General features: G+C 71.5%; 19 protein-coding genes and 1 pseudogene. 10 read left to right on the top strand and 10 right to left on the bottom strand.

Annotated features, from left to right (window positions below):
• Nucleotides 1-66 precede the first annotated feature (66 nt).
• From ACFQ7F_RS18530 to ACFQ7F_RS18520, 3 genes are read right to left on the bottom strand one after another with little or no spacing between them, the layout of a single operon-like run.
• Nucleotides 67-1,158: a prenyltransferase gene (locus tag ACFQ7F_RS18530; RefSeq protein ID WP_383271582.1), complete on the bottom strand. Its 1,092-nt coding sequence runs from the start codon at nt 1,156-1,158 to the stop codon at nt 67-69.
• A complete protein-coding gene (locus ACFQ7F_RS18525) occupies nt 1,155-1,934 on the bottom strand; it encodes a methyltransferase domain-containing protein (protein WP_383271580.1) in 780 nt (259 codons plus the stop codon). Before ACFQ7F_RS18525 ends, ACFQ7F_RS18530 begins: the two co-directional genes overlap by 4 nt.
• Entirely contained in the window at nt 1,934-3,298 is a 1,365-nt protein-coding gene (locus ACFQ7F_RS18520) for a glycosyltransferase family 4 protein (protein ID WP_383271578.1), read from the bottom strand. The genes ACFQ7F_RS18525 and ACFQ7F_RS18520 overlap by 1 nt, the downstream gene beginning before the upstream one ends.
• 248 nt (nt 3,299-3,546) lie before the next feature.
• On the opposite strand from ACFQ7F_RS18520, the gene ACFQ7F_RS18515 reads away from it, so the two are divergent.
• Together ACFQ7F_RS18515 and ACFQ7F_RS18510 are read left to right on the top strand one after the other, a co-directional pair.
• The gene (locus ACFQ7F_RS18515; RefSeq protein WP_383271576.1) at nt 3,547-4,191 is read left to right on the top strand and encodes a TetR family transcriptional regulator; all 645 of its coding nucleotides are present in this window, start codon (nt 3,547-3,549) and stop codon (nt 4,189-4,191) included.
• A 123-nt stretch (nt 4,192-4,314) separates the two neighbouring features.
• On the top strand, nt 4,315-4,983 hold the full coding sequence (locus ACFQ7F_RS18510; protein WP_383271574.1) for a LuxR C-terminal-related transcriptional regulator: 669 nt from the start codon (nt 4,315-4,317) through the stop codon (nt 4,981-4,983).
• A 246-nt stretch (nt 4,984-5,229) separates the two neighbouring features.
• Here ACFQ7F_RS18510 and ACFQ7F_RS18505 read toward each other — a convergent pair.
• The 6 genes and pseudogenes from ACFQ7F_RS18505 to ACFQ7F_RS18480 all read right to left on the bottom strand — a co-directional run.
• Nucleotides 5,230-6,768 (bottom strand): annotated as a pseudogene (locus ACFQ7F_RS18505) (ATP-binding cassette domain-containing protein); the annotation flags it as partial.
• 38 nt (nt 6,769-6,806) lie between these two features.
• The gene (locus ACFQ7F_RS18500; protein WP_383271572.1) at nt 6,807-8,534 is read right to left on the bottom strand and encodes an ABC transporter ATP-binding protein; all 1,728 of its coding nucleotides are present in this window, start codon (nt 8,532-8,534) and stop codon (nt 6,807-6,809) included.
• A gap of 361 nt (nt 8,535-8,895) precedes the next feature.
• Nucleotides 8,896-9,021, bottom strand: a complete 126-nt coding sequence (locus ACFQ7F_RS18495; protein WP_383271570.1) for a SapB/AmfS family lanthipeptide — start codon at nt 9,019-9,021, stop codon at nt 8,896-8,898.
• Between the two features lie 47 nt (nt 9,022-9,068).
• Nucleotides 9,069-11,708 carry a class III lanthionine synthetase LanKC gene (gene lanKC, locus ACFQ7F_RS18490; RefSeq protein WP_383271568.1) on the bottom strand — a complete coding sequence of 880 codons (2,640 nt, stop codon included), beginning with the start codon at nt 11,706-11,708 and terminating at the stop codon, nt 9,069-9,071.
• Between the two features lie 205 nt (nt 11,709-11,913).
• A complete protein-coding gene (locus tag ACFQ7F_RS18485; protein WP_383271566.1) occupies nt 11,914-12,147 on the bottom strand; it encodes a ferredoxin in 234 nt (77 codons plus the stop codon).
• Nucleotides 12,147-13,613: an aldehyde dehydrogenase gene (locus ACFQ7F_RS18480; protein ID WP_383271564.1), complete on the bottom strand. Its 1,467-nt coding sequence runs from the start codon at nt 13,611-13,613 to the stop codon at nt 12,147-12,149. Before ACFQ7F_RS18480 ends, ACFQ7F_RS18485 begins: the two co-directional genes overlap by 1 nt.
• Nucleotides 13,614-13,797: 184 nt before the next feature.
• Here ACFQ7F_RS18480 and ACFQ7F_RS18475 point away from each other — a divergent pair, with 184 nt between their 5' ends.
• The 7 genes from ACFQ7F_RS18475 (at nt 13,798) to ACFQ7F_RS18445 (ending at nt 21,591) form a co-directional block, all read left to right on the top strand.
• A complete protein-coding gene (locus tag ACFQ7F_RS18475) occupies nt 13,798-14,847 on the top strand; it encodes an MBL fold metallo-hydrolase (protein ID WP_383271562.1) in 1,050 nt (349 codons plus the stop codon).
• 335 nt (nt 14,848-15,182) lie between these two features.
• On the top strand, nt 15,183-16,403 hold the full coding sequence (locus ACFQ7F_RS18470) for a prenyltransferase/squalene oxidase repeat-containing protein (RefSeq protein ID WP_383271560.1): 1,221 nt from the start codon (nt 15,183-15,185) through the stop codon (nt 16,401-16,403).
• 26 nt (nt 16,404-16,429) lie between these two features.
• Nucleotides 16,430-17,083, top strand: coding sequence for an SCO2322 family protein (locus ACFQ7F_RS18465; RefSeq protein ID WP_383271624.1), 654 nt, complete (start codon nt 16,430-16,432; stop codon nt 17,081-17,083).
• 8 nt (nt 17,084-17,091) lie between these two features.
• The gene (locus tag ACFQ7F_RS18460; protein WP_383271558.1) at nt 17,092-18,261 is read left to right on the top strand and encodes an energy-coupling factor transporter transmembrane component T; all 1,170 of its coding nucleotides are present in this window, start codon (nt 17,092-17,094) and stop codon (nt 18,259-18,261) included.
• Nucleotides 18,258-19,943 (top strand): ABC transporter ATP-binding protein, encoded by a 1,686-nt coding sequence (locus ACFQ7F_RS18455; protein WP_383271556.1) that lies wholly within the window; start codon nt 18,258-18,260, stop codon nt 19,941-19,943. Before ACFQ7F_RS18460 ends, ACFQ7F_RS18455 begins: the two co-directional genes overlap by 4 nt.
• Nucleotides 19,940-20,791: an ECF transporter S component gene (locus tag ACFQ7F_RS18450; RefSeq protein ID WP_383271553.1), complete on the top strand. Its 852-nt coding sequence runs from the start codon at nt 19,940-19,942 to the stop codon at nt 20,789-20,791. The genes ACFQ7F_RS18455 and ACFQ7F_RS18450 overlap by 4 nt, the downstream gene beginning before the upstream one ends.
• Before the next feature lie 344 nt (nt 20,792-21,135).
• The gene (locus ACFQ7F_RS18445; protein WP_383271551.1) at nt 21,136-21,591 is read left to right on the top strand and encodes a transglycosylase SLT domain-containing protein; all 456 of its coding nucleotides are present in this window, start codon (nt 21,136-21,138) and stop codon (nt 21,589-21,591) included.
• Nucleotides 21,592-21,677: 86 nt separating this feature from the next.
• Here ACFQ7F_RS18445 and ACFQ7F_RS18440 read toward each other — a convergent pair whose 3' ends face one another.
• Entirely contained in the window at nt 21,678-22,847 is a 1,170-nt protein-coding gene (locus ACFQ7F_RS18440; protein ID WP_383271549.1) for a steroid 3-ketoacyl-CoA thiolase, read from the bottom strand.
• Nucleotides 22,848-23,142: 295 nt separating this feature from the next.
• Here ACFQ7F_RS18440 and ACFQ7F_RS18435 point away from each other — a divergent pair, with 295 nt between their 5' ends.
• Nucleotides 23,143-24,387 carry a cytochrome P450 gene (locus ACFQ7F_RS18435; RefSeq protein ID WP_383271547.1) on the top strand — a complete coding sequence of 415 codons (1,245 nt, stop codon included), beginning with the start codon at nt 23,143-23,145 and terminating at the stop codon, nt 24,385-24,387.
• The last annotated feature ends 149 nt before the right edge of the window (nt 24,388-24,536 follow it).

The raw sequence follows: 24,536 nt of genomic DNA, 5'->3' as shown, positions 1-24,536 counted from the left end.
ACCACCCCGCCCCCGACACGCTCGCCGCACGACCCGGGGGCGGGGCCCAGTCCTAGCCGGGTGCCGCTACTGGCCCCCCGCAGCCGCCCCGCAGCACTCCGGCGCGAGGCCCACCGGCAGGCGTTCGCCCGAGAACACCGCGCAGGTGGCCTCGTCGCCGCCCAGTGCCGCTACCGCGAGCAGCAGGGAGCCCGCCGTCCACGTGGTCAGTTCCTCGGGCCAGATCGCCTTGTCGTCGAAGACGTAGCCCGTCCAGTAGAGGCCCGTCTCCGGGTCGCGCAGGTGCTGGATCGACTGGAGGATCTCCAGGGCGCGGTCCGATTCGCCCAATACCCATAGGGCCAGGGCGAGTTCGGCGCTCTCGCCGCCCGTCACCCAGTTGTTGGGGATGACGCAGCGCACGCCCAGGTCCGGCACCACGAAGCGGTCCCAGCCCTCCTCCATGCGGGACTTGGCCTCCGTGCCGCTCAGCGCACCGCCGAGTACCGGGTAGTACCAGTCCATCGAGTAGCGGTCCTTGTCCAGGAAGCGCTCGGGGTGGCTGCGGATGGCGTGGGCCAGCGAGCCCGTCGCCAGTTCCCAGTCCGGCTGCGGCTCCTCGCGCTGCTCGGCGATCGCCAGGGCGCAGCGCAGCGCCTGGTGGATCGATGAACTGCCCGTCAGGAGTGCGTCGTTGACCGGTTCACCACTCGGCTCGCGCTTCCAGCCGATCTGGCCGCCCGGCTGCTGCAGCGCGAGGACGAACTCCACCGCTGCCGCCACCGTCGGCCACAGGCGGTCCAGGAACGTGTCGTCGCCCGTCGAGAGGTAGTGGTGCCAGACGCCCACGGCGACGTACGCGCTGAAGTTCGTCTCGCGGCCCCGGTCCGTCACGTCGTGCGGGTCGCCGTCGGCGTACGCCGCGTACCAGGAACCGTCCGGGTTCTGGTGCCGCGCGAGCCAGTCGTAGGCGCGGCCCGCCGCCGCGTGCTCGCCCGCCGCGTCCAGGGCCATGGCGGCCTCGGTGTGGTCCCAGGGGTCGAGATGGTGGCCGCGGAACCAGGGGATCGCGCCGTCCTCGCGTTGGACGGCCAGGATCCCGCGGACCGTCCGGGTGGCCTGATCGGCCGTCAGGACGCCGGGCAGGACCAGGTGTTCCGTCCGCTCCGGGCTCGTCACGCGTCAGTCTTCGCGTCGGTCTTCGCGTCGGACTCGGCGCCAGACGTCACGTCAGCCTTCGGCAGGTGCGGCTTCGTCGCGTACGCCACGAAACTCTTGCCCACGACCGGGTTCAGGAGCTGTTCCGCCACCTTCGTCGCCAGCGGCTTCTTCATGATGTCCCAGACCAGGAGCTTGTGGTACGCCCGCACCGGCAGCGCCTTGTCGTTGTCCACGCCGAACGCGCACTTCAGCCACCAGTACGGCGCGTGCAGGGCGTGCGCGTGGTGCGTGCCGTACGGCTTCAGGCCCGCCTCGCGCATCCTGCCGAGCAGTTCGTCCGCCTTGTAGATGCGGATGTGGCCGCCCTCGACCTCGTGATACGCGTCGCTGAGCGCCCAGCAGATCTTCTCGGGGCCGTAGCGCGGGACGGTGACCGCGATGCGGCCGCCGGGCTTGAGCACGCGGACCATCTCCGCGAGTACGCCCTTGTCGTCGGGGATGTGCTCCATCACCTCGGAGATGATCACGACGTCGAACGAGGCGTCGGGGAAGGGGAGGTTGAGCGCGTCGCCCTCCATCGCCGTGGCGGTCGCGCCCGCCGGCGCCTCGCCCGCCTCCTTCATCGCGGCGAACCACTTGGCGACCTCGCGGATCTCCTCGCCGTTCTGGTCGAGGGCCACCACCTGAGCCCCTCGCCGGTAACACTCGAAGGCGTGCCGACCCGCGCCGCAGCCCAGGTCAAGGACGCGATCGCCCGCGGCGAGCGGGAAGCGGGTGAAGTCGACGGTCAGCATCAGCGATGGCTCCCGGAGTACGTCGGGGTGGTGGCCGGGGGGCGGCCGGATTGCGGGGCCGCGTTTTTTCCGGCGATCGCCGCGCGGTACAGCTCTGCGGTGCCCTGGGCGGCGCGGGCCCAGGTGAATTTGGCGAGAACGCGTTCGCGTCCTGCCGCGCCGAGGCGGGCCCGCAGCTCGCGGTCGCCGAGCAGCCGGCCAAGGCCCGCGGCGAGCGCGCCGGGGTCGGCGGGCGGTACGGCCAGGCAGGTCTCGCCGTCGGGGCCCGCGACCTCCGGGATCGCGCCGCCGGTCGTCGCGAGCAGCGGCGTCCCCGTCGCCATCGCCTCGGCCGCCGGGAGCGAGAAGCCCTCGTAGAGCGAAGGGACGCAGGCGACCTGAGCCGAGCGGACCAGGTCCACAAGCTCCTCGTCCGTGATGCCCTTGACGAACTCGATGGCGTCCTTGAGGCCGTACTTCTCGATCGCCTGCGCCACCGGGCCGTCCTCGGCGCGCTTGCCGACGACGACGAGGTGGGCGGCGGGGTTCTCGGCACGGACCTTGGCCAGGGCCTCGACGAGGTAGATGAGGCCCTTGAGCGGGACGTCCGCGCTGGAGGTCGTGACGATCCTGCCCGGCACCTCGGGGACCGCCGGGTCCGGCGAGAAGAGGTCGGTGTCGGCGCCGATGTGCACGACGTCGATGCGGTCGTCGCGTACGCCGAGGTGGTCGATGATCTCCTGGCGCGACGTGCCGGAGACGGTGAGCACTGAGGGCAGACGGCGGGCCACCCGCTTCTGCATGCGTGTGAACGCGTACCAGCGGCGCACGGACATGCGGCGCCGCCAGTCGGGCGCGGCGTCCAGATCAAGGCCGCGGTCCACGGTGATGGGGTGATGGATCGTCGAGACGAGCGGGGCGCCGAGATCACCGAGCAGGCCGTAGCCGAGCGTCTGGTTGTCGTGCACGACGTCGAACTCGCCCCGCCTGGCGCGCAGATGGCGGCGGGCACGCAGGCTGAACGTCGCGGGCTCGGGGAAGCCGCCGGTCCACATCGTCGCCACTTCGAGCGCGTCGACCCAGTCGCGGTACTCGCCGCGCTTCGGCGTGCGGAAGGGGTCGGGCGAGCGGTAGAGGTCGAGGCTCGGCAGCTCGGTGAGCCTGAGGCCTTCGAGGCCCTCGTCCAGGACGGGGTAGGGCTGTGCGCCGATCACTTCGACGCTGTGACCCAAACGGGCCAGCTCGCGCGAGAGGTGACGTACGTAGACGCCTTGGCCCCCGCAGAACGGGTTCCCCTTGTACGTGAGGAGAGCGATGCGCAACGGACGATCACCATCGGCGTCCGACCCCGTCCGGGGGCCCGCCTCCATGGCCTCAGCGGTCACTCTCGGCCCCCTTCTTCCTGCGGTTGTCCGCGAGGTTACGCCGGGACGGTAATCTAGAACAAGTTTCAGACTTGATCGCTGAACGAGCTTTGAATCTACCGGCAGGTAGCCGCGCTGTAAGGCTCGGATCAGGTGATTCGCGCCACGGCAGGTGCCCTGCCATGCTGGCCTTCCCCAAGCTCTCGACTTCGCTCGAGCAGGGGAGGCCCCATTCGTAACCGGAACGGGACGACGGAACAACGGGACATATGACATCGGAAGCCAAGGCAGCGGAAGTCGCGGCAGCTGATCCGGCGTCGCCGCCCCTGACCGAACGGCAGGAGGCGCGCCGTCGCCGCATCCTGCACGCCAGCGCCCAACTCGCGAGCAGGGGCGGGTTCGACGCGGTGCAGATGCGCGAGGTCGCCGAGTCGTCGAGCGTCGCCCTCGGCACGCTGTACCGCTATTTCCCCTCCAAGGTGCATCTCCTGGTCGCCACCATGCAGGACCAGCTGCAGCACATGCACACGACGATCCGTAAGCGCCCGCCCGCCGGTGCGACACCCGCCGAGCGGTGTGCCGAGACGCTGATGCGGGCCTTCCGCGCCCTGCAGCGCGAGCCGCATCTGGCGGACGCCATGGTCAGGGCGCTGACCTTCGCCGACCGCTCGGTGAGCCCCGAGGTCGACACGGTCTCGCGGCTGACCACGGCGATCATCCTGGACGCCATGGGCCTCAAGGACGCGCCGACCCCCGAGCAGCTCTCCGCGGTCCGGGTCATCGAGCACACCTGGCACTCCGCGCTGATCACCTGGCTCTCGGGGCGGGCATCGATCGCGCAGGTCAAGATCGACATCGAGATGGTGTGCCGCCTGATCGACCTGACGTCTCCCGAGACCGATCACCAACCCTGAGATCACAAACCCTCAATCGTTGCACAGGGGGCGCACGCTCACCTGGCCATTGCGCCCCTGAGCCTCGCCTGGTCGCGCTTGGCCAGTTCTCTGTGTCTGTACAAGTGGTTGACACCGCTATGAATGGTCCACGTGCTGAATGAAGCCATCGGAACCAGAAGCGGAGAGCTGGGGGATCAGAACGTGATCCGGGTTCTTCTCGTGCACGATGCCTGTCTACTGCGATCGGCTCTGGCGGAACGTATCGCCCGAGAGCCGGACTTGGAGGTGTTCCATGCACCGTGGCGCAATGCACGCGACCGTACCGGCGCAGTGCGACCCGACGTCTGCGTGGTCGATCCCGACGGCGAAACGGCTTACGCGTCCGCCGAGTTCGGGGAGCACTCCCATCCGGTGAGCGGCGGCCTCGGCAGCCCCCTCCTCGTCCTGGTGTCCGGCAACCGTCCGGGCCTGCTCCGCCGCTGCATGGAGGCGGGCGCCCTCGGCTACGTGGACAAGGCGAGCCCTCCTGACCGGCTGCTCGCCGGGATAAGACAGGTGGCCGCCGGCCGGCGGTTCGTGGACGAATCACTGGGATTCGGGTTCCTGAAAGCGGCTCAAATGCCGCTCACACACCGGGAGTTACTGGTGCTCTCACTCGCCGCCGGGGGCGCGCCCGTCGCCGAGATCGCGAACCGCCTGCACCTGAGCAACGGAACGGTGCGCAACTACATGGCCGCCATCACCCGCAAGACCGGGGCCCGCAACAGGATCGACGCCATACGGATCTCGCGCGGGGAGGGCTGGGTGTGACGTCCCGTTCGACGGCCCCACGGGGCCCCAGCTGCCCGAGAGCTCACGGTAGAGCGAGGAACTCCCGCGCAGCTCGTCGTGGCTGCCGCACAGGGTGTGCGTCCCGTCCATCACCAGGATCCGGTCGGCGCGGCGGGCCGAGCTGATGCGGTGGGCGATCACCACGAGGGTGCCGGCGGGGCGCGCCGCGAACGCCCGCTCGGCGCGGGCCTCCGCCACCGGGTCGAGGTGGCAGGTGGCCTCGTCGAGCAGGACGAGGGGCGCGCACGAGACATAGGCGCGGGTCAGCGCGATGAGCTGCCGCTCACCTGCGGAGAGCGCGGCCGGGTCGACGGGGGCGGCGAGCCCGCCGAGCCGCTCGATCACCCCGCCGAGCCCGACGGCCTGCGCGGCGCTCAGAAGCTCCGCGTCGCCGACGGCGTCCGCCCGCAGGTACTCCAGGTTCTCCCGCACCGTTCCGCTGAAGACGTACGCCTCCTGCGGGATCAACACCCGCCGCCCTACGGCCTCTTGCCCTGCCCCTTGCCCCCGCACGGGGCGCCCCTCCACGCGGACGACACCGCCCCCCGGCTCGAGCAGCCCGGCCACCAGCCCTGCCAGCGTCGACTTCCCGATCCCGCTGGGGCCGACGACCGCCAGATGGCCGCCTCTCGGGACGGTGAGCGACAGGTTCCGTACGACGGGCTCGGCGAGGGGTCCGTAGGCGAAGGTGACGGAGGAGAGCTGGAGGGCGGGGGCCTCTTCAGGGGCTGAGGTCTCTTCAGGGGCGGGGGCCTCTGCTGCGTTCTCCTCACCGGGCGCGCGTGTCGCCGTCCCCTCCCCCGGGGTCCATGTCAGGCGGCGCAGGACGATCGCCAGGCGGGAGCCGCTCGTACCGAGGCCGTGGATCAGGTTGTGCAGGGCCGGGAGCAGCGCCTGGGTGACGTAGGCGATCGCCCCCACCAGGGCGCCCGGTGTCACTCCGTGGTTCAGGAGCCAGGGGGCCGTGACCAGGAGCAGGACGAGCGGCAGCTGGCCGCCGGTCGTGAGGGCCGCCGTGCGCAGGACGCCCCAGCGGGCGAGGGCGCGGGCCGCCGCGTACTCCGTGGCGACGCCCCGGTCCAGGTCTTCGGCCACTCCCTGCTCGGCGCCCGCGGCGGCGACATCCCGCAACCCCGGGGTGATCGAACCCAGTTGGCCCGCGATGCCCTCGTCCGCGACGAGGAACCTCTCCTGGCGCCGCGCCAGTGGACGAAGGCTCGCCACGAACAGGGCCACACCGGCGAGCAGCGGCGGCGCGACCACAAGAAGGAGCAGTGGGGCAAGCGAGAACAAGCCGATCAGTGCGCCCGCCGCCGTAAAGACGAAGGAGCGGGACACGAGGACCAGGCCGGCGAACGTGTCCCTGGCGATCTCCACCTGCTGGGTGAGCCGGGAGACGGAGGCGCCGTCGGCGTCCCGCAGCCCCCGGCCGACGACCTGGCGCACCAAGGTGTCCCGCAGCGGTTCCACCAGATCGGCGACCGCGCGGTACACCCGCCCCGTGCCGTACGCGGCCACGACCACGCCGAGCCCGGCCGCGCCGAGCCACCCGAGGCCCACCGCCTCACGCCCCGCGAGGAACCCGTCGTCCAGGGCGCGCGCGAGGGCGTATCCGGTGAGGAAGGTCTGCCCGGTCTCGAGGACGGACCAGAGCGCGAGCCGCAGCAGCACCGGCCACCTGCGCCACAGGAAGCGGACACCCCGGCGGTAGGGACCCTGCGGGGCCGCCGATGACGGCTTCCCACGCTCCGCCACCTCCGCCATCTCCTCCCCCTCCGCCCCCGCTATCCGCTGCGCGCGCCTCACGCTCCGAACACCTCCCGGTACTCCGGCCGCTCCCACAGCTCCGCATGCGTGCCCACCGCTCGGATCCGGCCGTCGTGCAGCCAGGCCACGGCGTCCGCGCGGGCCGCCGTCGCCGCGCGGTGGGCGATGATCAGGCGGCTGCGGTGCGGGGTGTGGTGGAGTACGGCCTCGGCTATGTGGTGTTCCGTCACCGTGTCCAGGCTCGACATCGCGTCGTCCAGGATCAGGAGTCGGCCGCCGCGCGCGAACGCCCTTGCCAGGCCGAGGCGTTGGGCCTCGCCGCCGGAGAGAGGCGCCTCTGCGCACGGCGTGGCGTATCCGTCCGGGAGGCGTGTGATGAAGGGGTCGGCGTGGGCGGCGCGGGCCGCCTCGCGGACGCGGGACGGCGCGGGGCGCGGGGCGCCGAAGCCGATCGTGTCCTCCAGGGTCGTGCCGAGCAGCGCGGGCCGCTCGAAGGCATAACCGACCTCGCGGCGCAGCTCCTCGCGGCTGAGCGAGCGCAAGGAAACACCGTCGAGGCGTACGTCCCCTTCGTCGGGGTCGGCGAGCCGGCCCGCGACGGACGCCAGAAGCGACTTGCCCGCGCCGGAGCGCCCGACCACGGCGAGCGTGCCGCCCGCGGGCACCGTCAGGTCGACCCCGTCGAGCACGGTGCGCCCACCGCGGGTCACTCTGACACCGCGCACCTCCAACAAGCCGTTACCCGGCGGAAGTTCGGCGTCTCCGTACGAGGTCTCGGGCTCCGCGAGCACCTCCCCCAGGCGCCGCGCCGCGGCCCTGGCCCGCACCAGCGCTCCGAGCTGTCCGACGAGCATGCCGATCCCGGTGGCGAGCACCGCGTACCGGGATGCGGCGAGCAATTCGCCGACGCTGATGCGGTGTTGGACCACCAGATGGCCCGCGACCGCGACGACCGCGATCTGCAGGAGGGGCGCGACCGCGACGGCCTGCGCCTGCGAGCGGCCCTGGACCCGCCACATCCGATGCCCCTGGCGGGAGAGTTCGGGCAGCGCCCCGAGGACGCGCCCGGCCTCCTTGTCCTCGGTGTGCGCGGCAGCGACGGTCCTGGCCCCGCCGATCGCCTCGCCGAGGCGGCCCGCGATGTCGCCCTGCACCTGCTGGTAGCGCGCCACGCAGTCGGACGAGACCCGCACGAACGCCCGCAGGAGCAGGACGAGGACGGGCGCCCCCACGACGAACACCACGGCGAGCCAGCCGTCGATCAGGACGAGGGCCACCACGGCGCCGACGGGCGCGACCAGGGCGGCGAGAAGCGCGGCGAGCGTGGCGGGCGCGACGCCCGCGTGTGCCGCGTTGTCGATGAGGCGGGCCACCAGGTCGCCGGGGGCGAAGCGCGCGGTGGCGCGCGGCCCGACGGCAAGGACGTGGCGGCCGACCCGGCCGCGCAGCCAGGCCGTCGTGCGGGCGTTGGTGGTTCCGGTGAGGACACCGTCGCAGGCGTCGAGAAGTGCGCTCGCCCCGACGAGTGCCGTGCACACGAGGATCCAGCGGGTGGCGTCGGCGCCGACGTGTCCTGCCGCGTGACCCGCGAGGACGGCGTCGAGGGCGCGGCCGACGGCGAACGGCAGCAGGAGGCTCGCACCCGCGCCCGCGACGCTGATCAGCACCAGGGCCACGCAGCGTACGGCGCTGTGGCGGGTGGCGGCCTGCAACAGGCCCGCGTCGTGTTCGGGTCGGTGAGGACGGATGGTCGTGGTCGCCATGCGGTCCGGGTCCTCGCAGTCCTCGTGTCCGTGGCGGAGTGGCCTGGGCGGTGCGGCCGGGCGGTGCGGCCGTGAGGGAACGGCCGGGGCGGAGCCACGTGACGGCTGTCCGTCACGGAGTGGCCGGGGCGGAGCGCCCGAGAGCGCTGTCCGCGACGGGGCATCCGTGACGGGCCATCCGTGACGAAGCGGCCGGGACGGCTGCCCGTGACCGGCGGTCCGCGACGGAGTGGACGGGGCGGAGTGCCCCGTGACAGGTGTCCGCCACGAAAGCCGTGGCGGCGGTGGAGCCGGGCGGTGCCTCTCAGGAGAGGCGCCGCCCGGTCCCCCAGGAACCGTGCCGATCAGGCACGGACCGGTGTTACAGACAGAGCAGCACGCTCGCGTCGCTCCAGCACAGGAGCAGGCTCACGTTGCTGCCGCCGCCGCCGTGACCGCCACCGGTCATCTCGTCGGACTCCATGCTCTGCAGGTCGAGAAGTGCCATGGGAGTTGCCTCTCTTTTGGGGACGCAGTTGTCCATATCAGGTGGTGTCACGACCCCGCTGCGTAGCGGGACCGGCTCTTGGGCCGCCTGGGAGGCGGCAGGAAGGGGACGTGTGCTCCGCCGTCCCCCAGGGCGGCGGCGAGGGCGAGGAGACAGCCCGCCGTTCCGGTGTGCAGGTCCATGGAGAGGCGCAGCATCTGGTGCCCGGGGAAAGCGAGTTGGCCCGCGTACGGCATCGCGAACCAGCCGAGCCCCTCGATCTGCGCGGCGACGTCCTCGGGCGTGATGCCGGGTGCGGTGCTGCGGTTGATGTGCAGCAGCAGTCCTGCCCGCCCTTGGAACAGGCCCGGCTGCACGCAGAAGCGTGAGCGCGCGGTGGCCAGCATGCCCGGCCGCACCGCCTCGAACCCGGCGTCGTCCCGGTGTGCGAGGTAGTCGTCGATGACCATCCCGATGCCGATGCTGCCGTCGCCGAGGTACGGCATCGTGCGCCACCCCTCGTCCACCCCGAGGCTGCCGTCGGGCCGCGCCACGCACCGGCCGAGGTCCGCGCGCAGGGCCCGCGCCGCCAGGTCGAGGAGCTCCGGGTCGCCGTTCCGCTCGTGGAGCCGGAGGAAGAGGAGTGCGGGTCCTGTCGCCCCGTGAAGGAGCCCGGCCCGTGGCCGCCCCTTCGGCGGGTTCTCGGCGGCGGTGAGCCGCTCGGCGATCAACTCGGCTGCACGGAAAGCGTGTTGGGCAAGCCCCTCCTCGCCTGCGCTGTGCGCGAGGGCGTCGAGGGCGAGGCCGAGTCCGGCGAGGCCGCCGTTCAGATCGGAGGGCAGCCGCTGCCAGTTCTCCTGGAGGATGAGCTCCATCAGGTCGAGCGCGCGGGTGCGGTGGCCGAGCCGTTCGAGTACGTGGGCGATGCCCGCGAGGCCGTCGTTCAGCCCGAGGGGCGTGCCGGACGGGGCGGATTCGGTGTGCTTGAGGAGCCAGCGCTCGCCCTCCTCGTAGCGTTCGCCGCCGCCGTCGGCGAGGGCGAGCAGCACTCCGGCCGCACCGTGTGCGAGGCCGAGCCCGCCGCCGTCGGCGAACTGCGCGATGTCGCCGGGGAAGAGCCGGTCGTCGCGCTCCGGGGTGGCCGAGGCGAGGATGGCCTTGACCATCGAGTCCCGGCTGCCGGGCCAGTCGGCGACGTCGACGAGCGGTGCGGATGCAAGTGCGGATGCAGCCGTCTTGGCGGCGACCTTCCCCCTCTCCGCCCCGCCCTGCCCGCCACGCTCGATCTCCGCCACCGCCTCGGCGAGGAACTCCGCCGGTACGTCGGGGAATTCGGCCGCGATGACTGTCGCGAGGTGCGCGGCCTTGCCCCGGTCGACGGCGAGAAGCGTGGTGATCGGCAGGAAGAGGGCGAGCCGCAGACAGGCGAGGGCATAGAGGTCGACGTCCACGCCCTCGCGGTCCGCGGGTGCGATGAAGCCGGGGTGGGCCACGATCTGCCTGCCGCCCTCACCCACACGCCCCGCCGCCTCGAAGTCGAGGAGGGAGACGGACTGTTCGTCGGGGGCGACCATGATGTTGAACATGTGGAGGTCGTTGAAGACGACGCCCCGCCCGTGCACGGCCGCGACGGCTTCCTCGACGGCGCGGTGGATGCGCAACGCCCAGGCCGTGTACGCGGCGATCGCGTCGGCGTCCGGCTCGCTGACAAGCAGCGGATGGCGGTCCGCGAAGAAGGAGTTGAGGGTGCGGCCCTCCAGGAAGTCCATGACGAGGAAGCGGTGGCCGCCCAGTTCGAACCAGTCCCGCACCTCGGGCGCGACGCCGAGCCCCGCCAGCTTCCCCAGCGCGTCCCGTTCGCGCTCCAGGCGGGCCACGGCGTCGGCCCCGTCGGACGCCAGGCCCGCGTGCGGCCGGCCTTCCTTCAGGACGACCTTGCGGCCGTCCCTGGTGTCGGTGCCCGCATAGACCCCGCCGCCGTTGGAGAAGTGCAGTGCCTTCTCCATGCGGTACGGCAGGTCGCCGACCGTCGTGTTGTTGCGCGCGGCCAGCTGGGACTCGAGGAACGGCGGCAGCGTCACCCACGCGGGGACCTTGAAGGCCGGGTCGCGCGAGTCGGGGACGAGGCGGCCCTTGTCGTCCTCGATCGCGGGGACGAGACCGCCGCGCTCGTCGGCGCACATGCGGCGGGTGAAGGCGCCGTACCTGACGTACAGCGGGCCTTCCTGCCAGCGCAGGTCGGTGAGGATGTAGGGGCCTTCCTGCCCTGCCAGTAATCGCCCCAACTCATCGAGGAAAGAGTGAAGTTGCTGCTCGTCGGCGGGGTAGATCGTCGCGAACTTCCCGCTGCCGTCACGCCCCGCGTACTTGCTGTTGCGCAGGTGGAGCAGGCGCCGTCCCGCGATGAACTTGAAGGGCACGGAGCGCGGCACGCAGTAATCACTGACCGCATCGGCGATCCGGTCGGCGTTCTCGAGCGTGGCGGAGACGTGGATCTTCCAGCCCTGCTGGGGCGCGGTCCTGGCGTGTCCGTCCTCGTCGACGGGGACGAAGGTCAGCCAGTCGCCCTGGCGCGCCGAGCGCCATCCCTGCGGGACCGGGCGTCCCGCCGTCTCGAACTCGGGGGCGCTGCCGCCCACGGACAAACGGTCCGGAGTCTCGTAGAAGTATCTGTCGGCCAGACAGTAGACCTCGTACCGCTTGTCCACGGCGTCCCCTCCCCCTTGTGGTCTGGAGGAGAGATTTCCAGGCCGCAAAGGGGACGGACAGTCACGGATGTCATCGATCAGCCATGCGGAACGCATGGGTAAAGTCCTGTTCTCACCTGTTCGATCGAACAGAATACGTACAGGACGCATACAAGCCGGTGTGGGCGGCGTCGCGGAAGTAAAGTCCCGGCCAACGCGAACCCGATCAGTCCTCCGGCGGGAAGACGACCTCCCCGCTGCCGGACAACGTGATCGTGATCGCCTCGACCGGGCACCCCTCGGCCGCTTCGAGCACCTTCTCGTTGGCGTCGGTCTCGGGGTCCTCGGGGTGTGACTGCCGGGCGGAGTCGAGCGAGAACCCGCCCGGCGCCGTGATCACGCACATCCCGGAGCCGATGCAGACGGAACGGTCCACCTCGACGTGCCAGCGGTCACCCATCAGGCACCCGCCCCGTCATAGCCCGCCGGGAGGTGGATCATCTTGTGCTCGAAGTACTCGCCGTACCCCTCGGGCCCGAACTCCCGCCCCAGACCGGAGTTCTTGTAGCCGCCGAACGGTCCGAGCATGTCGAGGCTGAAGGTGTTCACCGAGTACGTTCCGGTGCGCACCCGGCGCGCGATGTCGATGCCGCGCTCCACGTCCGCCGTCCATACGCTGCCGCTGAGCCCGTAGTCCGAGTCGTTGGCGATCTTCACGGCCTCGCTCTCGTCGCCGTACGGAAGCAGGCAGATGACCGGGCCGAAGATCTCCTCGCGGGCGACGCGCATCGAGTTGTCCACGCCACCGAGGAGCGTGGGCTCGACGTACCAGCCCTCGTCGAGACCGGCCGGACGCCCGCCGCCCGTCAGGATCTTGGCGCCCTCCTCCTGGCCGATGCGGATGTAGTCGAGCGAGCGCTGCTGCTGGCGCTGGGCGACGAGCGGGCCGAGTTCGGTCGCCGGGTCGAGCGGATCGCCGACCTTGAGCGCACCGGCCGCGGCGGCGAAGGCCTCGGCGAACTCGTCGTAGCGCGAGTGCGGCACGAGGATGCGGGTCTGGGCCACGCACGCCTGGCCGTTGATCATCCAGGCGAAGGGGACGATGCCGGCGACCGCCGCCGACGCGTCCGCGTCCGGCAGGATCACCGCGGCCGACTTGCCGCCGAGCTCCAGGGTCACGCGCGTGAGATTGCGGGCCGCGACCTCCATGACGCGCTTGCCCGCGCCGACGGAACCGGTGAAGGACACCTTGTCGATGCCGGGGTGCCCGACGAGGTACTCGCTCACCTCGCGGTCCGCGGAGATGATCGAGAGCACGCCCTTCGGCAGCCCTGCCTCGGTGGCGATCTCGGCGAGTATGTAGGCGTCGAGCGGTGCTTCGGGCGAGGTCTTGAGGATCACCGGGCACCCGGCGAGGAGCGCGGGCGCGAGCTTGGCCGCCGCGGTGAACTGCGGGACGTTCCACGGGACGACGGCCGCCACGACGCCGACCGGCTCGCGCCGGACGAGGATCTTGCCGAGTGCTCCGTCGCGCTCCTCCTCGTAGGTGAAGTTCCGGGCGACCGTGAGCGCCGAGTCCCAGACCATCATCGCGGCGAGGGCCTGCACCATGACGCTCGATGTGTACGGGGTGCCGTTCTCGGAGCTGATGACGCGGGCGATCTCCTCGTGCCGTACGGCGAACGCGTCCTTGATCCTGGTGATGACCTCGATCCGCTCGTCGAGCGTCATCCGGGGCCAGGGCCCGTCCTCGAACGCCTTGCGCGCGGTGGCGACGGCCCGGTCGACGTCGGCGGGCGCGGCGTGCGGCACCCGCGCGAAGACCCGGCCGGTGTGCGGCGAGATCACCTCGATGACGTCCTTGCCGAGGGGATCCACCAACTCCCCGCCGATGAACAGCTGTCCGTGTTCCACGAGCTCCGTCATGGCTGACTGCCTCCTGCGGGATTCCGCCTGCGCGGCACGCTTTCTGACACTGTTTCAGAACTGATACCAGTTCTAGTTCCAGTAGTCCACGGAGGGCAAGGCTCAAGTAGCCTGAGTGAACGGTCGACTTGGGCGATCATTGGAACTAGTTCTAGTTACGGACGAGAGAAGAAGAGGGCGCCCGATGACGCAGGTGACCGAACCGCAGGTGACCGAGCACGGCGGGGGCGTATGGAGCATCAAGGTCCCGATCCCCGACAACCCCCTGGGCTTCACCCTCGTCCACCTCCTGGACACCGACGCGGGCCCGGTCCTCATCGACACGGGCTGGGACGACCCCACGTCCTGGGACTCCCTCGCCACCGGCCTCGCCGCCTGCGGCACGTCCATCGAGGCAGTGCACGGTGTCGTCATCACCCACCACCACCCCGACCACCACGGCCTCTCGGCCAAGGTCCGCGAGGCATCGGGCGCGTGGATCGCGATGCACGAGGCGGACGCGTCGGTCGTACGCCGCACGCGCACCGGGCCGCCCGCGCGCTGGTTCGACTACATGGTGGAGAAGCTGACGGCCGCGGGCGCCCCCGCAGAGCATCTGACACCGCTGATCGCCGCCCGTGACGCGGGCCGCGCGCCCCGCCTCCCGGGCATGGCCGCCGCGCTCCCCGACCGGGACATCACACCGGGCGAGCTGCTCGAACTGCCGGGGCGCAGGCTCCGCGCGATCTGGACCCCGGGGCACACCCCCGGCCATGTCTGCCTGCACCTGGAGGAGGAGCACCCGGCGCAACTGCCCGGGCACGGCCGCCTGTTCTCCGGCGACCATCTGCTCCCCGGCATCACCCCGCACATCGGCCTCTACGAGGACCCCGACGACGACACCGTCACCGACCCCCTCGGCGACTACATCGACTCCCTGGAGCGCATCGGCCGCCTGGGCCCCGCCGAGGTGCTTCCCGCCCACCAGTACGCGTTCACGGACGCCCCGGCCCGTGTGCGGGAGATCCTGGCCCACCACGAGGAACGCCTGACGGACCTGCTCGCCCTCCTCGCCGAGCCCCTCACTCCCTGGCAGCTCGCCGAGCAGATGGAGTGGAACCGCCCCTGGGCCGAGATCCGCTACGGCTCACGGAACATCGCGGTCTCCGAGGCAGAGGCCCATGTGCGGCGCCTGGTGAAGCTGGGGCGCGCGGAAGCGGTGGGCAACGATCCGGTGCGGTACCGGGCAGTGTGACCCCGGGTCCCCCGGGGCGGGCACCCCGGGCCGCGCTCCCTACGGGCCGGTAGAGTGAGCCCGTCGTCATCATGCCCGTACGGGGGAAAGCCGGTGCGAATCCGGCGCTGACCCTTCCCCAAGCTCTCGACTCCGCTCGAGCAGGGGAGACCCCAATCCGTGAACCGCGTCAGCGGACAGCCGGAATGCCCGGTACGGAGCATGACCGGCTCACTTCATCGGGGCCCCCGATGAGTGGCACCGTCGAGGTATACGGAGCCGGAGCCGCCCGGTGCCCGTGCCCGCTACGTGCCCGTGCTGCCCCGCTCCCCGCAGGGAGAGGCACCCGCCGCATCATGAACGTTCGCCGCAGCGCCGCGGTCCTGGCCGCCGTCGCCGTGTTCGGTTCGGCCGCCGCCCCGGCCGCCTTCGCGGAAAGCCCGTCACCGTCGCCTTCCGCCGCGCTTCCCTCCGGTCTGTACGGCGACTCGGACCCCAAGTTCGACGGGGTGTTCCGGCAGTCCTACGCCCTGCTCGCCCAGGACTCGGTCGGCGTGAAGCCCGCCGCGAAGTCCGTCGACTGGCTCACCGGACAGCAGTGCGCGAGCGGTGGTTTCACCTCGTACCGCCCCGACGCGAGCGAGCCGTGCGACTCCAAGACCATGGTCGACAGCAACATGACGGCGTCCGCCGTGCAGGCGCTCGCCGCGCTCGGCGGTCAGGACAAGGCGGTCAAGAAGAGCGTCGGCTGGCTGAAGTCGGTGCAGAACCAGGACGGCGGCTGGGGCTACAGCCCCGGCATGGACTCCGACGCCAACTCCACCGGCATCGTGATCGGCGCGCTCGCCGCCGCGGGCGAGAAGCCGCAGTCGGTGAAGTCGCAGGACGGCAAGTCCGCGTACGACGCGCTGCCCGCGCTCTCGATGAGCTGCGAGAAGGACGGCGGCGCCTTCGGCCTCGCGGACGTCAAGTCCGGCAAGCTCTCGCCGAACGCGGACGCCACCGCGGCCGGTGTCCTCGGCGCCCACGGCAAGGGCCTGGTCGTGGACGAGGCGAAGAAGAAGGCCGCCGCCCCGAAGTGCGCGAAGGCCGGCACCGCCGAGCAGGCGGCGTCGAACGGCACGGCCTACCTCCTCAAGACCCTCGCCAAGGGCGACGACCACCTGATGTCCTCCATGCCCGGCGCCAAGAACATGCCCGACCTGGGCAACACCGCGGACTCCGTGCTCGCGCTCGCCGCGGCCGGTCAGCCGGAGCAGGCCGAGAAGTCGGCCGAGTGGCTGGCGAAGAACTCCGCGGAGTGGGCCAAGAAGTCCGGCCCCGCCGCCTACGCCCAGCTGATCTTCGCCGCCCGTGCCTCGGGCCTCGACGCCCGCGACTTCGGCGGCGCGGACCTGGTCAAGCAGCTCAATGCGACGGGTCCCGCCCCTCAGGCGACCGAGAAGGCCGCCGATGAGAAGAAGGACAGCGACGACGGCAGCGGCGTGAGCGTCTGGTGGATCATCGGCGTCGGCCTGGTCGCCGGCGCCGGCATCGGCTTCCTGTACAGCGGCAACAAGAAGAAGCAGCAGCTGTGACGCGGGGTCGCGCGCGGTGGGGGCGCCTGGTGGTGGGGGCGTTCGTCGCCGCCCTGCTCGGCTTCCTCGCCGCCGCCCCCGCCCAGGCCGCCGGTTACCGCTACTGGTCCTTCTGGGACCGGGACGGCTCCAAGTGGGCCTACGCGAGCCAGGGGCCGAGCACCGCACGCCCCGACGACGGTGCCGTCCAGGGCTTCCGGTTCTCCGTGTCCGAGGACTCGCAGGACTCCGCGAAGCCGCGCGGCGCCGCAGCGGACTTCGCCGCCATCTGCGCCAAGACCCCCGCCGAGGACGACCGCAAGCGGATCGCCCTCATCATCGACTTCGGTACGCCGGGTGACGCGCCCGAGGGCGAGACCCCGCCGAAGCCGCGTACCGCCTGCGCGCAGATCGCGGACGACGCGACGAGCGCGGACGCGCTTGCCGCGGTCGCGAAACCGCTGCGCTACGACAGCAACGCGCTCCTGTGCGCCATCGCCGACTACCCGAAGTCGGGCTGCGGGGAGCAGGTCGCGGGCAACGGAGAGTCGCAGGGCACGGAGAAGAAGCCGACCGCGAACGAGGCGAGCAAGAAGGAGGGCGACTCCGGTGGTCCCTCCGTCGGCCTGATCGCGGGCGTGGCCGCCATCGCCCTGCTCGGCGGGGCCGCCCTCTGGCAGGCACGCCGCCGACGCGGCTGACCCGCACCATGAACGATCACCCGAGCACCGCACCCGGTGCGCTGCGGCGGCGCCTGGCCCCCGAAGCGCACCGCAGCAACGCGCTGCACCCGGGCGCCTGGTGGGTGTGGGCGCTCGGGCTCGGCGTCGCGGCGTCCCGCACCACCAATCCCCTGCTGCTCGGTCTCCTCATCGGGGTCGCGGGCTACGTCGTCGCGGCGCGCAGAACGTCGGCCCCGTGGGCACGGTCGTACGGCGCCTTCGTGAAACTGGGCCTTGTCGTGATCGCGATCCGGCTCGTCTTCGCCGTCGTCCTCGGCTCCCCCATCCCCGGTTCGCACGTCATCGTGACGCTCCCCGAAGTGCCGCTGCCCGACTGGGCGAAGGGCGTGCGGATCGGAGGCAGGGTGACCGCCGAGGGGCTGCTCTTCGCGCTCTACGACGGGGTGCGCCTCGCAGGACTCCTCATCTGTGTCGGCGCGGCCAACGCCCTTGCCAGCCCGGCCCGGCTGCTCAAGTCGCTGCCGGGCGCGCTGTACGAGGTGGGGGTCGCCATCGTCGTCGCGATGACGTTCGCACCGAACCTGATCATGGACGTGCAGCGCCTTCGCGCCGCGCGGCGCCTTCGCGGGCGCGCCGACAAGGGCATCCGGGGGCTGCTCCAGGTCGGGCTCCCGGTCCTTGAGGGCGCGTTGGAGCGGTCGGTCGCCCTGGCCGCCGCGATGGACGCGCGCGGCTTCGGCCGCAGCGCGCCGGTGCCCGCCGGGGTGCGCAGGGCCACCGCGGTACTGACGCTCGGCGGCCTGATGGGCGTCTGCGCGGGAACGTACGGTCTGCTCACCGCGGGAGGCACGGGCTACGGCCTGCCCGTCCTGGCCGCCGGACTCGTCGCCGCCCTCGCCGGGCTGCGCCTCGGCGGCCGGCGCTCCGTGCGCACCCGCTACCGCCCCGACCCTTGGGGTGTCCGCGCCTGGCTCGTCGCAGGATCGGGGATCGCGGTGGCGGGCCTGATGATCTGGGCCGCCTCGTACGACGCTGCCGCCCTGCACCCCGGAGTCGTCCCCCTGAGGGCGCCGACGCTGCCCCTGTGGCCCGCGGCGGCGACGCTCATCGGTCTGCTGCCCGCCTTCGTGGCACCGGTGCCCGCCGATTCCGCCGCCCCTGTTTCCACCCCCGCCCGCTCCAAGGAGTCCTCATGATCCGCTTCGAGGATGTCTCCGTGACGTACGAAGGGGTCGCCGAGCCCACCGTGCGCGGGGTCGATCTCGCCGTGCCCGAGGGCGAGTTGGTGCTCCTCGTCGGGCCTTCAGGCGTCGGCAAGTCGACGCTGCTCGGCACGGTGAGCGGGCTCGTGCCGCACTTCACCGGGGGCACCCTGCGGGGCCGTGTGACGGTGGCGGGGCGCGACACCCGTACCCACAAGCCGCGTGAGCTCGCCGACGTCGTCGGCACGGTGGGCCAGGATCCGCTCTCGCACTTCGTGACGGACACGGTCGAGGACGAGCTCGCGTACGGCATGGAGTCGCTCGGACTCGCCCCCGACGTCATGCGCCGCCGGGTCGAGGAGACCCTCGACCTGCTCGGCCTCGCCGACCTGCGCGAGCGCCCCATCGCCACGCTCTCCGGCGGTCAGCAGCAGCGCGTCGCCATCGGCTCGGTGCTCACACCGCACCCCCGGGTCCTCGTGCTCGACGAACCGACGTCGGCCCTCGACCCGGCCGCCGCCGAGGAGGTGCTCGCCGTACTGCAGCGCCTCGTCCACGACCTGGGCACGACGATCCTGATGGCCGAGCACCGCCTGGAGCGGGTCGTGCAGTACGCGGACCAGGTGCTGCTGCTCGCGGCGCCGGGCGAGGCGCCCGTGCTCGGGGACCCCGCCGAGCTGATGGCCGTCTCGCCGGTCTACCCGCCGGTGGTGGGCCTCGGCCGGCTCGCGGGCTGGTCCCCGCTGCCGCTGACCGTGCGGGACGCACGGCGCAGGGCGGGCGCGCTGCGGGAACGGCTTGCTCTCGTGGGAGTCGGGCCGCACGAACGCGAGGAAGCCACGGCCGCACGTCCCGCGCCGCGCCGCCCGATCCTGCGCAGGCGCACGAAGACCGATGCCACGGAAGCAGCCGCCGCGAGCATCACCGGCCTGGCCGTCCGCCGGGGCCGGGTGGAGGCCCTGCGCCGCGTGGACCTCACCGTCCGCGCGGGCGAGACCGTGGCTCTGATGGGCCGCAACGGCGCCGGGAAGTCCACACTCCTCTCGACCCTTGTGGGACTGCTCGAACCGGCGGCGGGCTCGGTCCGTGTCGGCGGCGTGGTCCCGCATCGCACGGGCCCGCGCGAGCTGATCCGCCACGTCGGCCTGGTCCCGCAGGAACCACGTGACCTCCTCTACGCGGACACGGTGGCCGCAGAGTGCGCGGCGGCCGACCATGACGCGGCGGCGGAGGCGGGCACCTGCCGCGCCCTGGTCACGGAGCTGCTCCCCGGCATCGCGGACGACACCCACCCCCGCGACCTCTCGGAGGGCCAGCGCCTCAGCCTGGCCCTCGCGATCGTCCTGACGGCCCGCCCTCCCCTTCTCCTCCTGGACGAGCCGACCCGGGGCCTCGACTACGCGGCCAAGGCCCGCCTGGTCACGCTCCTGCGCGGCCTGGCCGCCGAAGGGCATGCGATCGTCCTGGCCACGCACGACGTGGAACTTGCGGCGGAGCTCGCCCACCGGGTGGCGATCCTCGCCGACGGCGAGATCGTCGCGGACGGCCCGACCCCGGAGATCGTGGTCTCATCGCCGTCCTTCGCCCCGCAGACCACCAAGATCCTCGCCCCGCAGAAGTGGCTGACGGTCACGGAGGTACGGGAAGCGTTGCGTGCGCGGGGTGGGAACACATGAGCACCACTCCTCCCACCCGTCAGGCCCGCCCTACTCGCCAGGCCCGTCCCATCCGCCTCGGCCCGCGCTCCATCGGCGCCCTCGCGCTCGTCAGCGCGGTCGGCGTCGCGGCCTTCGGGTGGCCGCTCATCGCGGCCGGGGAATCAGGGCTCAGCGCGCACGCCCAGGACGCGCCCTGGCTGTTCGCGGCCCTGCTGCCGCTTCTCCTCGCCGTCGTCGTGGCGACCATCGCCGATGTCGGCCTCGACGCGAAGGCCATCGCGATGCTCGGGGTGCTCGCCGCCGCGGGGGCCGCGCTGCGTCCGCTGGGGGCGGGGACGGCCGGGATCGAGCCGATGTTCTTCCTCATGGTGCTCAGCGGGCGCGTGCTCGGGCCCGGTTTCGGGTTCGTGCTCGGCTCCGTGTCCATGTTCGCCTCCGCGCTGCTCACCGGGGGCGTCGGGCCGTGGATGCCGTTCCAGATGCTGTCCATGGGGTGGGTCTGCATGGGCGCGGGGCTGCTGCCGGGCGCCGATCGTCTGCGCGGGCGGCGCGAGCTGTGGCTGCTCGCCGCCTATGGAGCCGTCTCGTCCGTCCTGTACGGCACCGTCATGAACCTCCAGGGCTGGCCCTACATCGGCGGCCTCGCGACCGGCGTCTCCTTCGTGCCGGGCGACCCCGTCGGCGACAACCTCGGCCGCTTCATCGCCTACTGCCTTGCGACCTCCCTCGGCTGGGACCTGCCCCGCGCCGTCGTCACCGTCCTGCTGAGCCTCGCCCTGGGACCCGCGGTCCTGAAGGCACTGCGCCGGGCCACGCGCAGGGCCGCCTTCGAGGCCCAGGTCACATTCGAGGGGCCCAAGGCGTAGGCGGCCGCCCGCTCTCCGTCACACGGAGCGCCCTTCGGGGTGAGGCGGCCCACAGGTCTTTGGTCCTCTACGAAGGGGGCTCGTAGCGGATCCCTCTTGTCGCGGACGCGTCAATATCTGCCCTGACCTGGGGATTGAGAGCCACGTCACACGAAGGACCTTCTTCCTGCATGCGACATCCACTAGTAAAAGGGGTCATTGCGGAGACGCCTCAGCCCTGTTTCTCTGGATCGAGTCGCACAGCGCCACCGGCTCAGGCCCCAGGCGCCGACGCATTCCCCCAGCCACACCCCCGTGGCCCACGGCATGCCCGCGACACCATGTTCCCCACGGAAGGTCACGCTTTGTCCGCCACGCTTTTCCGCCGTATCGCCACTCCGAAGAAGGCCCTCGCCGGTGCCGCCGTGGCCGTCGCCACGACCGGCATGGTGTTCAGCGCGGGCGCGGCCCAGGCCGCCGCCCCGACCGAGGCGAAGGCCGCGGCTCCGGCCGCCGCCCCCGCCGCGGCGCCTTCCTCTTCGCAGGCGATCGCGAAGAAGATGATCAAGGACCCCGCTCAGTACAAGGCGTTCAGCAAGATCGTGGAGCACGAGAGCGGCTGGAACCACAAGGCCACGAACTCCTCCTCCGGCGCCTACGGCCTGGTCCAGGCCCTGCCCGCCTCGAAGATGTCGTCGGCGGGCTCGGACTGGAAGACCAACCCCGAGACCCAGATCAAGTGGGGCCTCGACTACATGAACGACCGCTACGGCAGCCCGGTCGGCGCGTGGAACCACTGGCAGGCCAACGGCTCTTACTGAGCCTCAGGGACCCCCTGAACCACACGAAGGCGGCCACCCCCGGAGAGGGGGCGGCCGCCTTCGTCGTACGCGAGGACTCGACCCGCTCAGAGCCGCTGAATGATCGTCCCCGTAGCCACGGCCCCGCCCGCGCACATCGTGATCAGCGCGAACTCCTTGTCGCGGCGCTCCAGCTCATGCAGAGCGGTGGCGATCAGGCGCGCCCCGGTCGCCCCGACCGGGTGCCCGAGGGCGATCGCGCCCCCGTTCACGTTCACCTTCTCCAGGTCCTGCTCGAAGACCTGCGCCCAGCTCAGGACCACCGAGGCGAACGCCTCGTTGATCTCCACGATGTCGATGTCCTTCAGGGACATCCCCGCCTTGCCGAGGACCGCCCGCGTCGCGTCGATCGGCCCGTCCAGATGGAAGTGCGGATCGGCTCCGACGAGCGCCTGCGCCACGATCCGCGCCCGCGGCTTCAGCTTGAGCGCACGCGCCATCCGCTTCGACGCCCACATGATCGCCGCCGCGCCGTCCGAGATCTGCGAGGAGTTGCCCGCGGTGTGCACGGCGGTCGGCATCACCGGCTTGAGCCGCTCAAGGCCCTCCATCGACGTGTCCCGCAGCCCCTCGTCCCGGTCGACGAGCCGCCACATGCCCTGCCCGGCGGTCTGCTCCTCCTCCGTCGTGGGGACCTGGACGGCGAACGTCTCGCGTTTGAAGCGCTCCTCCGCCCATGCGGTGCCGGCCCGCTCCTGCGAGATGAGGCCGAGCGAGTCGACGTTCTCCCGCGTGAGACCCCGGTTGCGGGCGATCCGCTCGGCCGCCTCGAACTGATTGGGCAGGTCTACGTTCCACTCCTCGGGGAACGGCTTGCCAGGACCGTGCTTGGAGCCCGACCCCAGCGGCACCCGTGACATCGCCTCGACGCCGCAGCTGATCCCCACGTCGATGACACCGGCCGCGACCATGTTCGCGACCATGTGGCTCGCCTGCTGCGACGAGCCGCACTGACAGTCCACCGTCGTCGCGGCGGTCTCGTACGGAAGGCCCATCGTGAGCCAGGCCGTGCGCGCCGGATTCATGGACTGCTCACCGGCGTGGGTCACGGTGCCGCCCACGATCTGCTCGACACAGTCGGCGTGGATGCCCGTGCGGCCGAGGAGCTCCCGGTAGGTCTCGCCGAGCAGATAGGCGGGGTGGAGATTGGCGAGCGCGCCGCCGCGCTTACCTATGGGGGTGCGTACGGCTTCGACGATGACAGGTTCCGCGGCCATGGGCGTCCTCTCCATCCACATCCCGCGGGGGCGTCCCGGCACCCACACGGAGAACTAGTACGCGTTCTAGTTCTGTATGCAGTCTGCTGAGCCGGAGCCCGGCACCGCAAGGGGCTTGCACGCACCTTGCGCAGTACCTGCACGAAAGACGGCTCGTCGCGGGCCTTGCCTCTTGTAGAACCCGTTACTACCTTGCGGGCATCTCCTGATGGACCGTCAGACACCCGTCAGACACCCGCCAGAAGCCCGTCAGAAGTACTCCGAAGCTGCCGGACCTGAACTACTGGAGTTGCCGATGCCCTGTCCAGCGCTGCCCGACGGGTTCGACTTCACCGACCCCGACCTGCTCCAAGAGCGCGTGCCCCTGCCGGAGTTCGCCCAGCTGCGGCAGACGGAACCGGTGCGCTGGATCGCCCAGCCGCCGCGCATCTCCGGCTTCGACGACGCGGGCTACTGGGCCGTCACGCGGCACGAGGACGTCAAGTACATCTCCACGCACCCGGAGTTGTTCTCCTCCAACCTCAACACCGCGGTCATCCGCTTCAACGAGACGATCAGCCGGGACCAGATCGAGGTCCAGAAGATGATCATGTTGAACATGGACCCGCCCGAGCACACGCGGGTCCGCCAGATCGTGCAGCGCGGCTTCACGCCCCGCGCCATACGCTCGCTCGAAGACGCCCTGCGCAACCGCGCGGGCTCCATCGTCGAGGCGGCCCTGGCCAACGCCAAGTCCGACGGCTCCTTCGACTTCGTCACGAACGTCGCCGTCGAACTCCCCCTCCAGGCCATCGCCGAGCTCATCGGCGTACCCCAGGACGACCGGACGAAGATCTTCGACTGGTCCAACAAGATGGCGGCCTACGACGATCCGGAGTACGCGATCACCGAGGAGGTCGGCGCCGAGGCGGCCATGGAGATCGTCTCGTACGCGATGAACCTCGCCGCCGCCCGCAAGGAGTGCCCCGCCAAGGACATCGTCAGCCAGCTGGTGGCGGCCGAGGACGAAGGCAACCTCTCATCGGACGAGTTCGGCTTCTTCGTCATCCTGCTCGCGGTGGCCGGAAACGAGACGACCCGTAACGCCATCACCCACGGCATGCACGCCTTCCTCACGCACCCCGAGCAGTGGGAACTCTTCAAGCGCGAGCGCCCGGAGACCACCGCCGAGGAGATCGTGCGCTGGGCGACCCCCGTCGTCTCCTTCCAGCGCACCGCGACCCAGGACACCGAGCTCGGCGACGTGACGATCAAGAAGGGCGACCGCGTCGGCATCTTCTACTCCTCGGCCAACAACGACCCCGAAGTGTTCGACGAGCCGGAGAAGTTCGACATCTCCCGTGACCCGAACCCGCACCTGGGGTTCGGCGGCGGTGGCCCGCACTTCTGCCTCGGCAAGTCACTCGCGGTCCTGGAGATCAACCTCATCTTCAACGCGATCGCGGACGCCCTGCCCAATCTCCGTCTGGTCTCCGACCCCCGCAGACTCCGCTCGGCCTGGCTGAACGGCGTCAAGGAACTGCAGGTCAACACCGGCTGACCTGCCGCCAGGGAGGCAGGAGCGACTCTTCCCTACGCCCCCGCCCCTGCCTCCCCCTGGCCACCACCCGCTCTCCCCTGCCGCCCCCGGCCGTCGGCCACAGCCAGGGGCATATCCGGCCAGGTGCCGCCCGCAGCCAACGTTTCCGT

It is taken from the genome of Streptomyces sp. NPDC056486, from assembly GCF_042795295.1.
In the GTDB taxonomy this organism is placed as follows: domain Bacteria; phylum Actinomycetota; class Actinomycetes; order Streptomycetales; family Streptomycetaceae; genus Streptomyces.
Note: the sequence above shows the minus strand (reverse complement) of the source record. Positions and strands in the feature narration are given on the sequence as shown.

Coding starts and splice junctions, on each gene's coding strand:
- ACFQ7F_RS18455 (WP_383271556.1), top strand. CDS start 18,258: ATGATCCGCTTCGAGGATGTCTCCGTGACGTACGAAGGGGTCGCCGAG.
- ACFQ7F_RS18495 (WP_383271570.1), bottom strand. CDS start 9,021: ATGGCACTTCTCGACCTGCAGAGCATGGAGTCCGACGAGATGACCGGT.
- ACFQ7F_RS18440 (WP_383271549.1), bottom strand. CDS start 22,847: ATGGCCGCGGAACCTGTCATCGTCGAAGCCGTACGCACCCCCATAGGT.
- ACFQ7F_RS18475 (WP_383271562.1), top strand. CDS start 13,798: ATGACGCAGGTGACCGAACCGCAGGTGACCGAGCACGGCGGGGGCGTA.
- ACFQ7F_RS18510 (WP_383271574.1), top strand. CDS start 4,315: ATGGTCCACGTGCTGAATGAAGCCATCGGAACCAGAAGCGGAGAGCTG.
- ACFQ7F_RS18515 (WP_383271576.1), top strand. CDS start 3,547: ATGACATCGGAAGCCAAGGCAGCGGAAGTCGCGGCAGCTGATCCGGCG.
- ACFQ7F_RS18525 (WP_383271580.1), bottom strand. CDS start 1,934: ATGCTGACCGTCGACTTCACCCGCTTCCCGCTCGCCGCGGGCGATCGC.
- ACFQ7F_RS18435 (WP_383271547.1), top strand. CDS start 23,143: ATGCCCTGTCCAGCGCTGCCCGACGGGTTCGACTTCACCGACCCCGAC.
- ACFQ7F_RS18480 (WP_383271564.1), bottom strand. CDS start 13,613: ATGACGGAGCTCGTGGAACACGGACAGCTGTTCATCGGCGGGGAGTTG.
- ACFQ7F_RS18460 (WP_383271558.1), top strand. CDS start 17,092: ATGAACGATCACCCGAGCACCGCACCCGGTGCGCTGCGGCGGCGCCTG.
- ACFQ7F_RS18500 (WP_383271572.1), bottom strand. CDS start 8,534: ATGGCGACCACGACCATCCGTCCTCACCGACCCGAACACGACGCGGGC.
- ACFQ7F_RS18450 (WP_383271553.1), top strand. CDS start 19,940: ATGAGCACCACTCCTCCCACCCGTCAGGCCCGCCCTACTCGCCAGGCC.
- ACFQ7F_RS18485 (WP_383271566.1), bottom strand. CDS start 12,147: ATGGGTGACCGCTGGCACGTCGAGGTGGACCGTTCCGTCTGCATCGGC.
- ACFQ7F_RS18470 (WP_383271560.1), top strand. CDS start 15,183: ATGAACGTTCGCCGCAGCGCCGCGGTCCTGGCCGCCGTCGCCGTGTTC.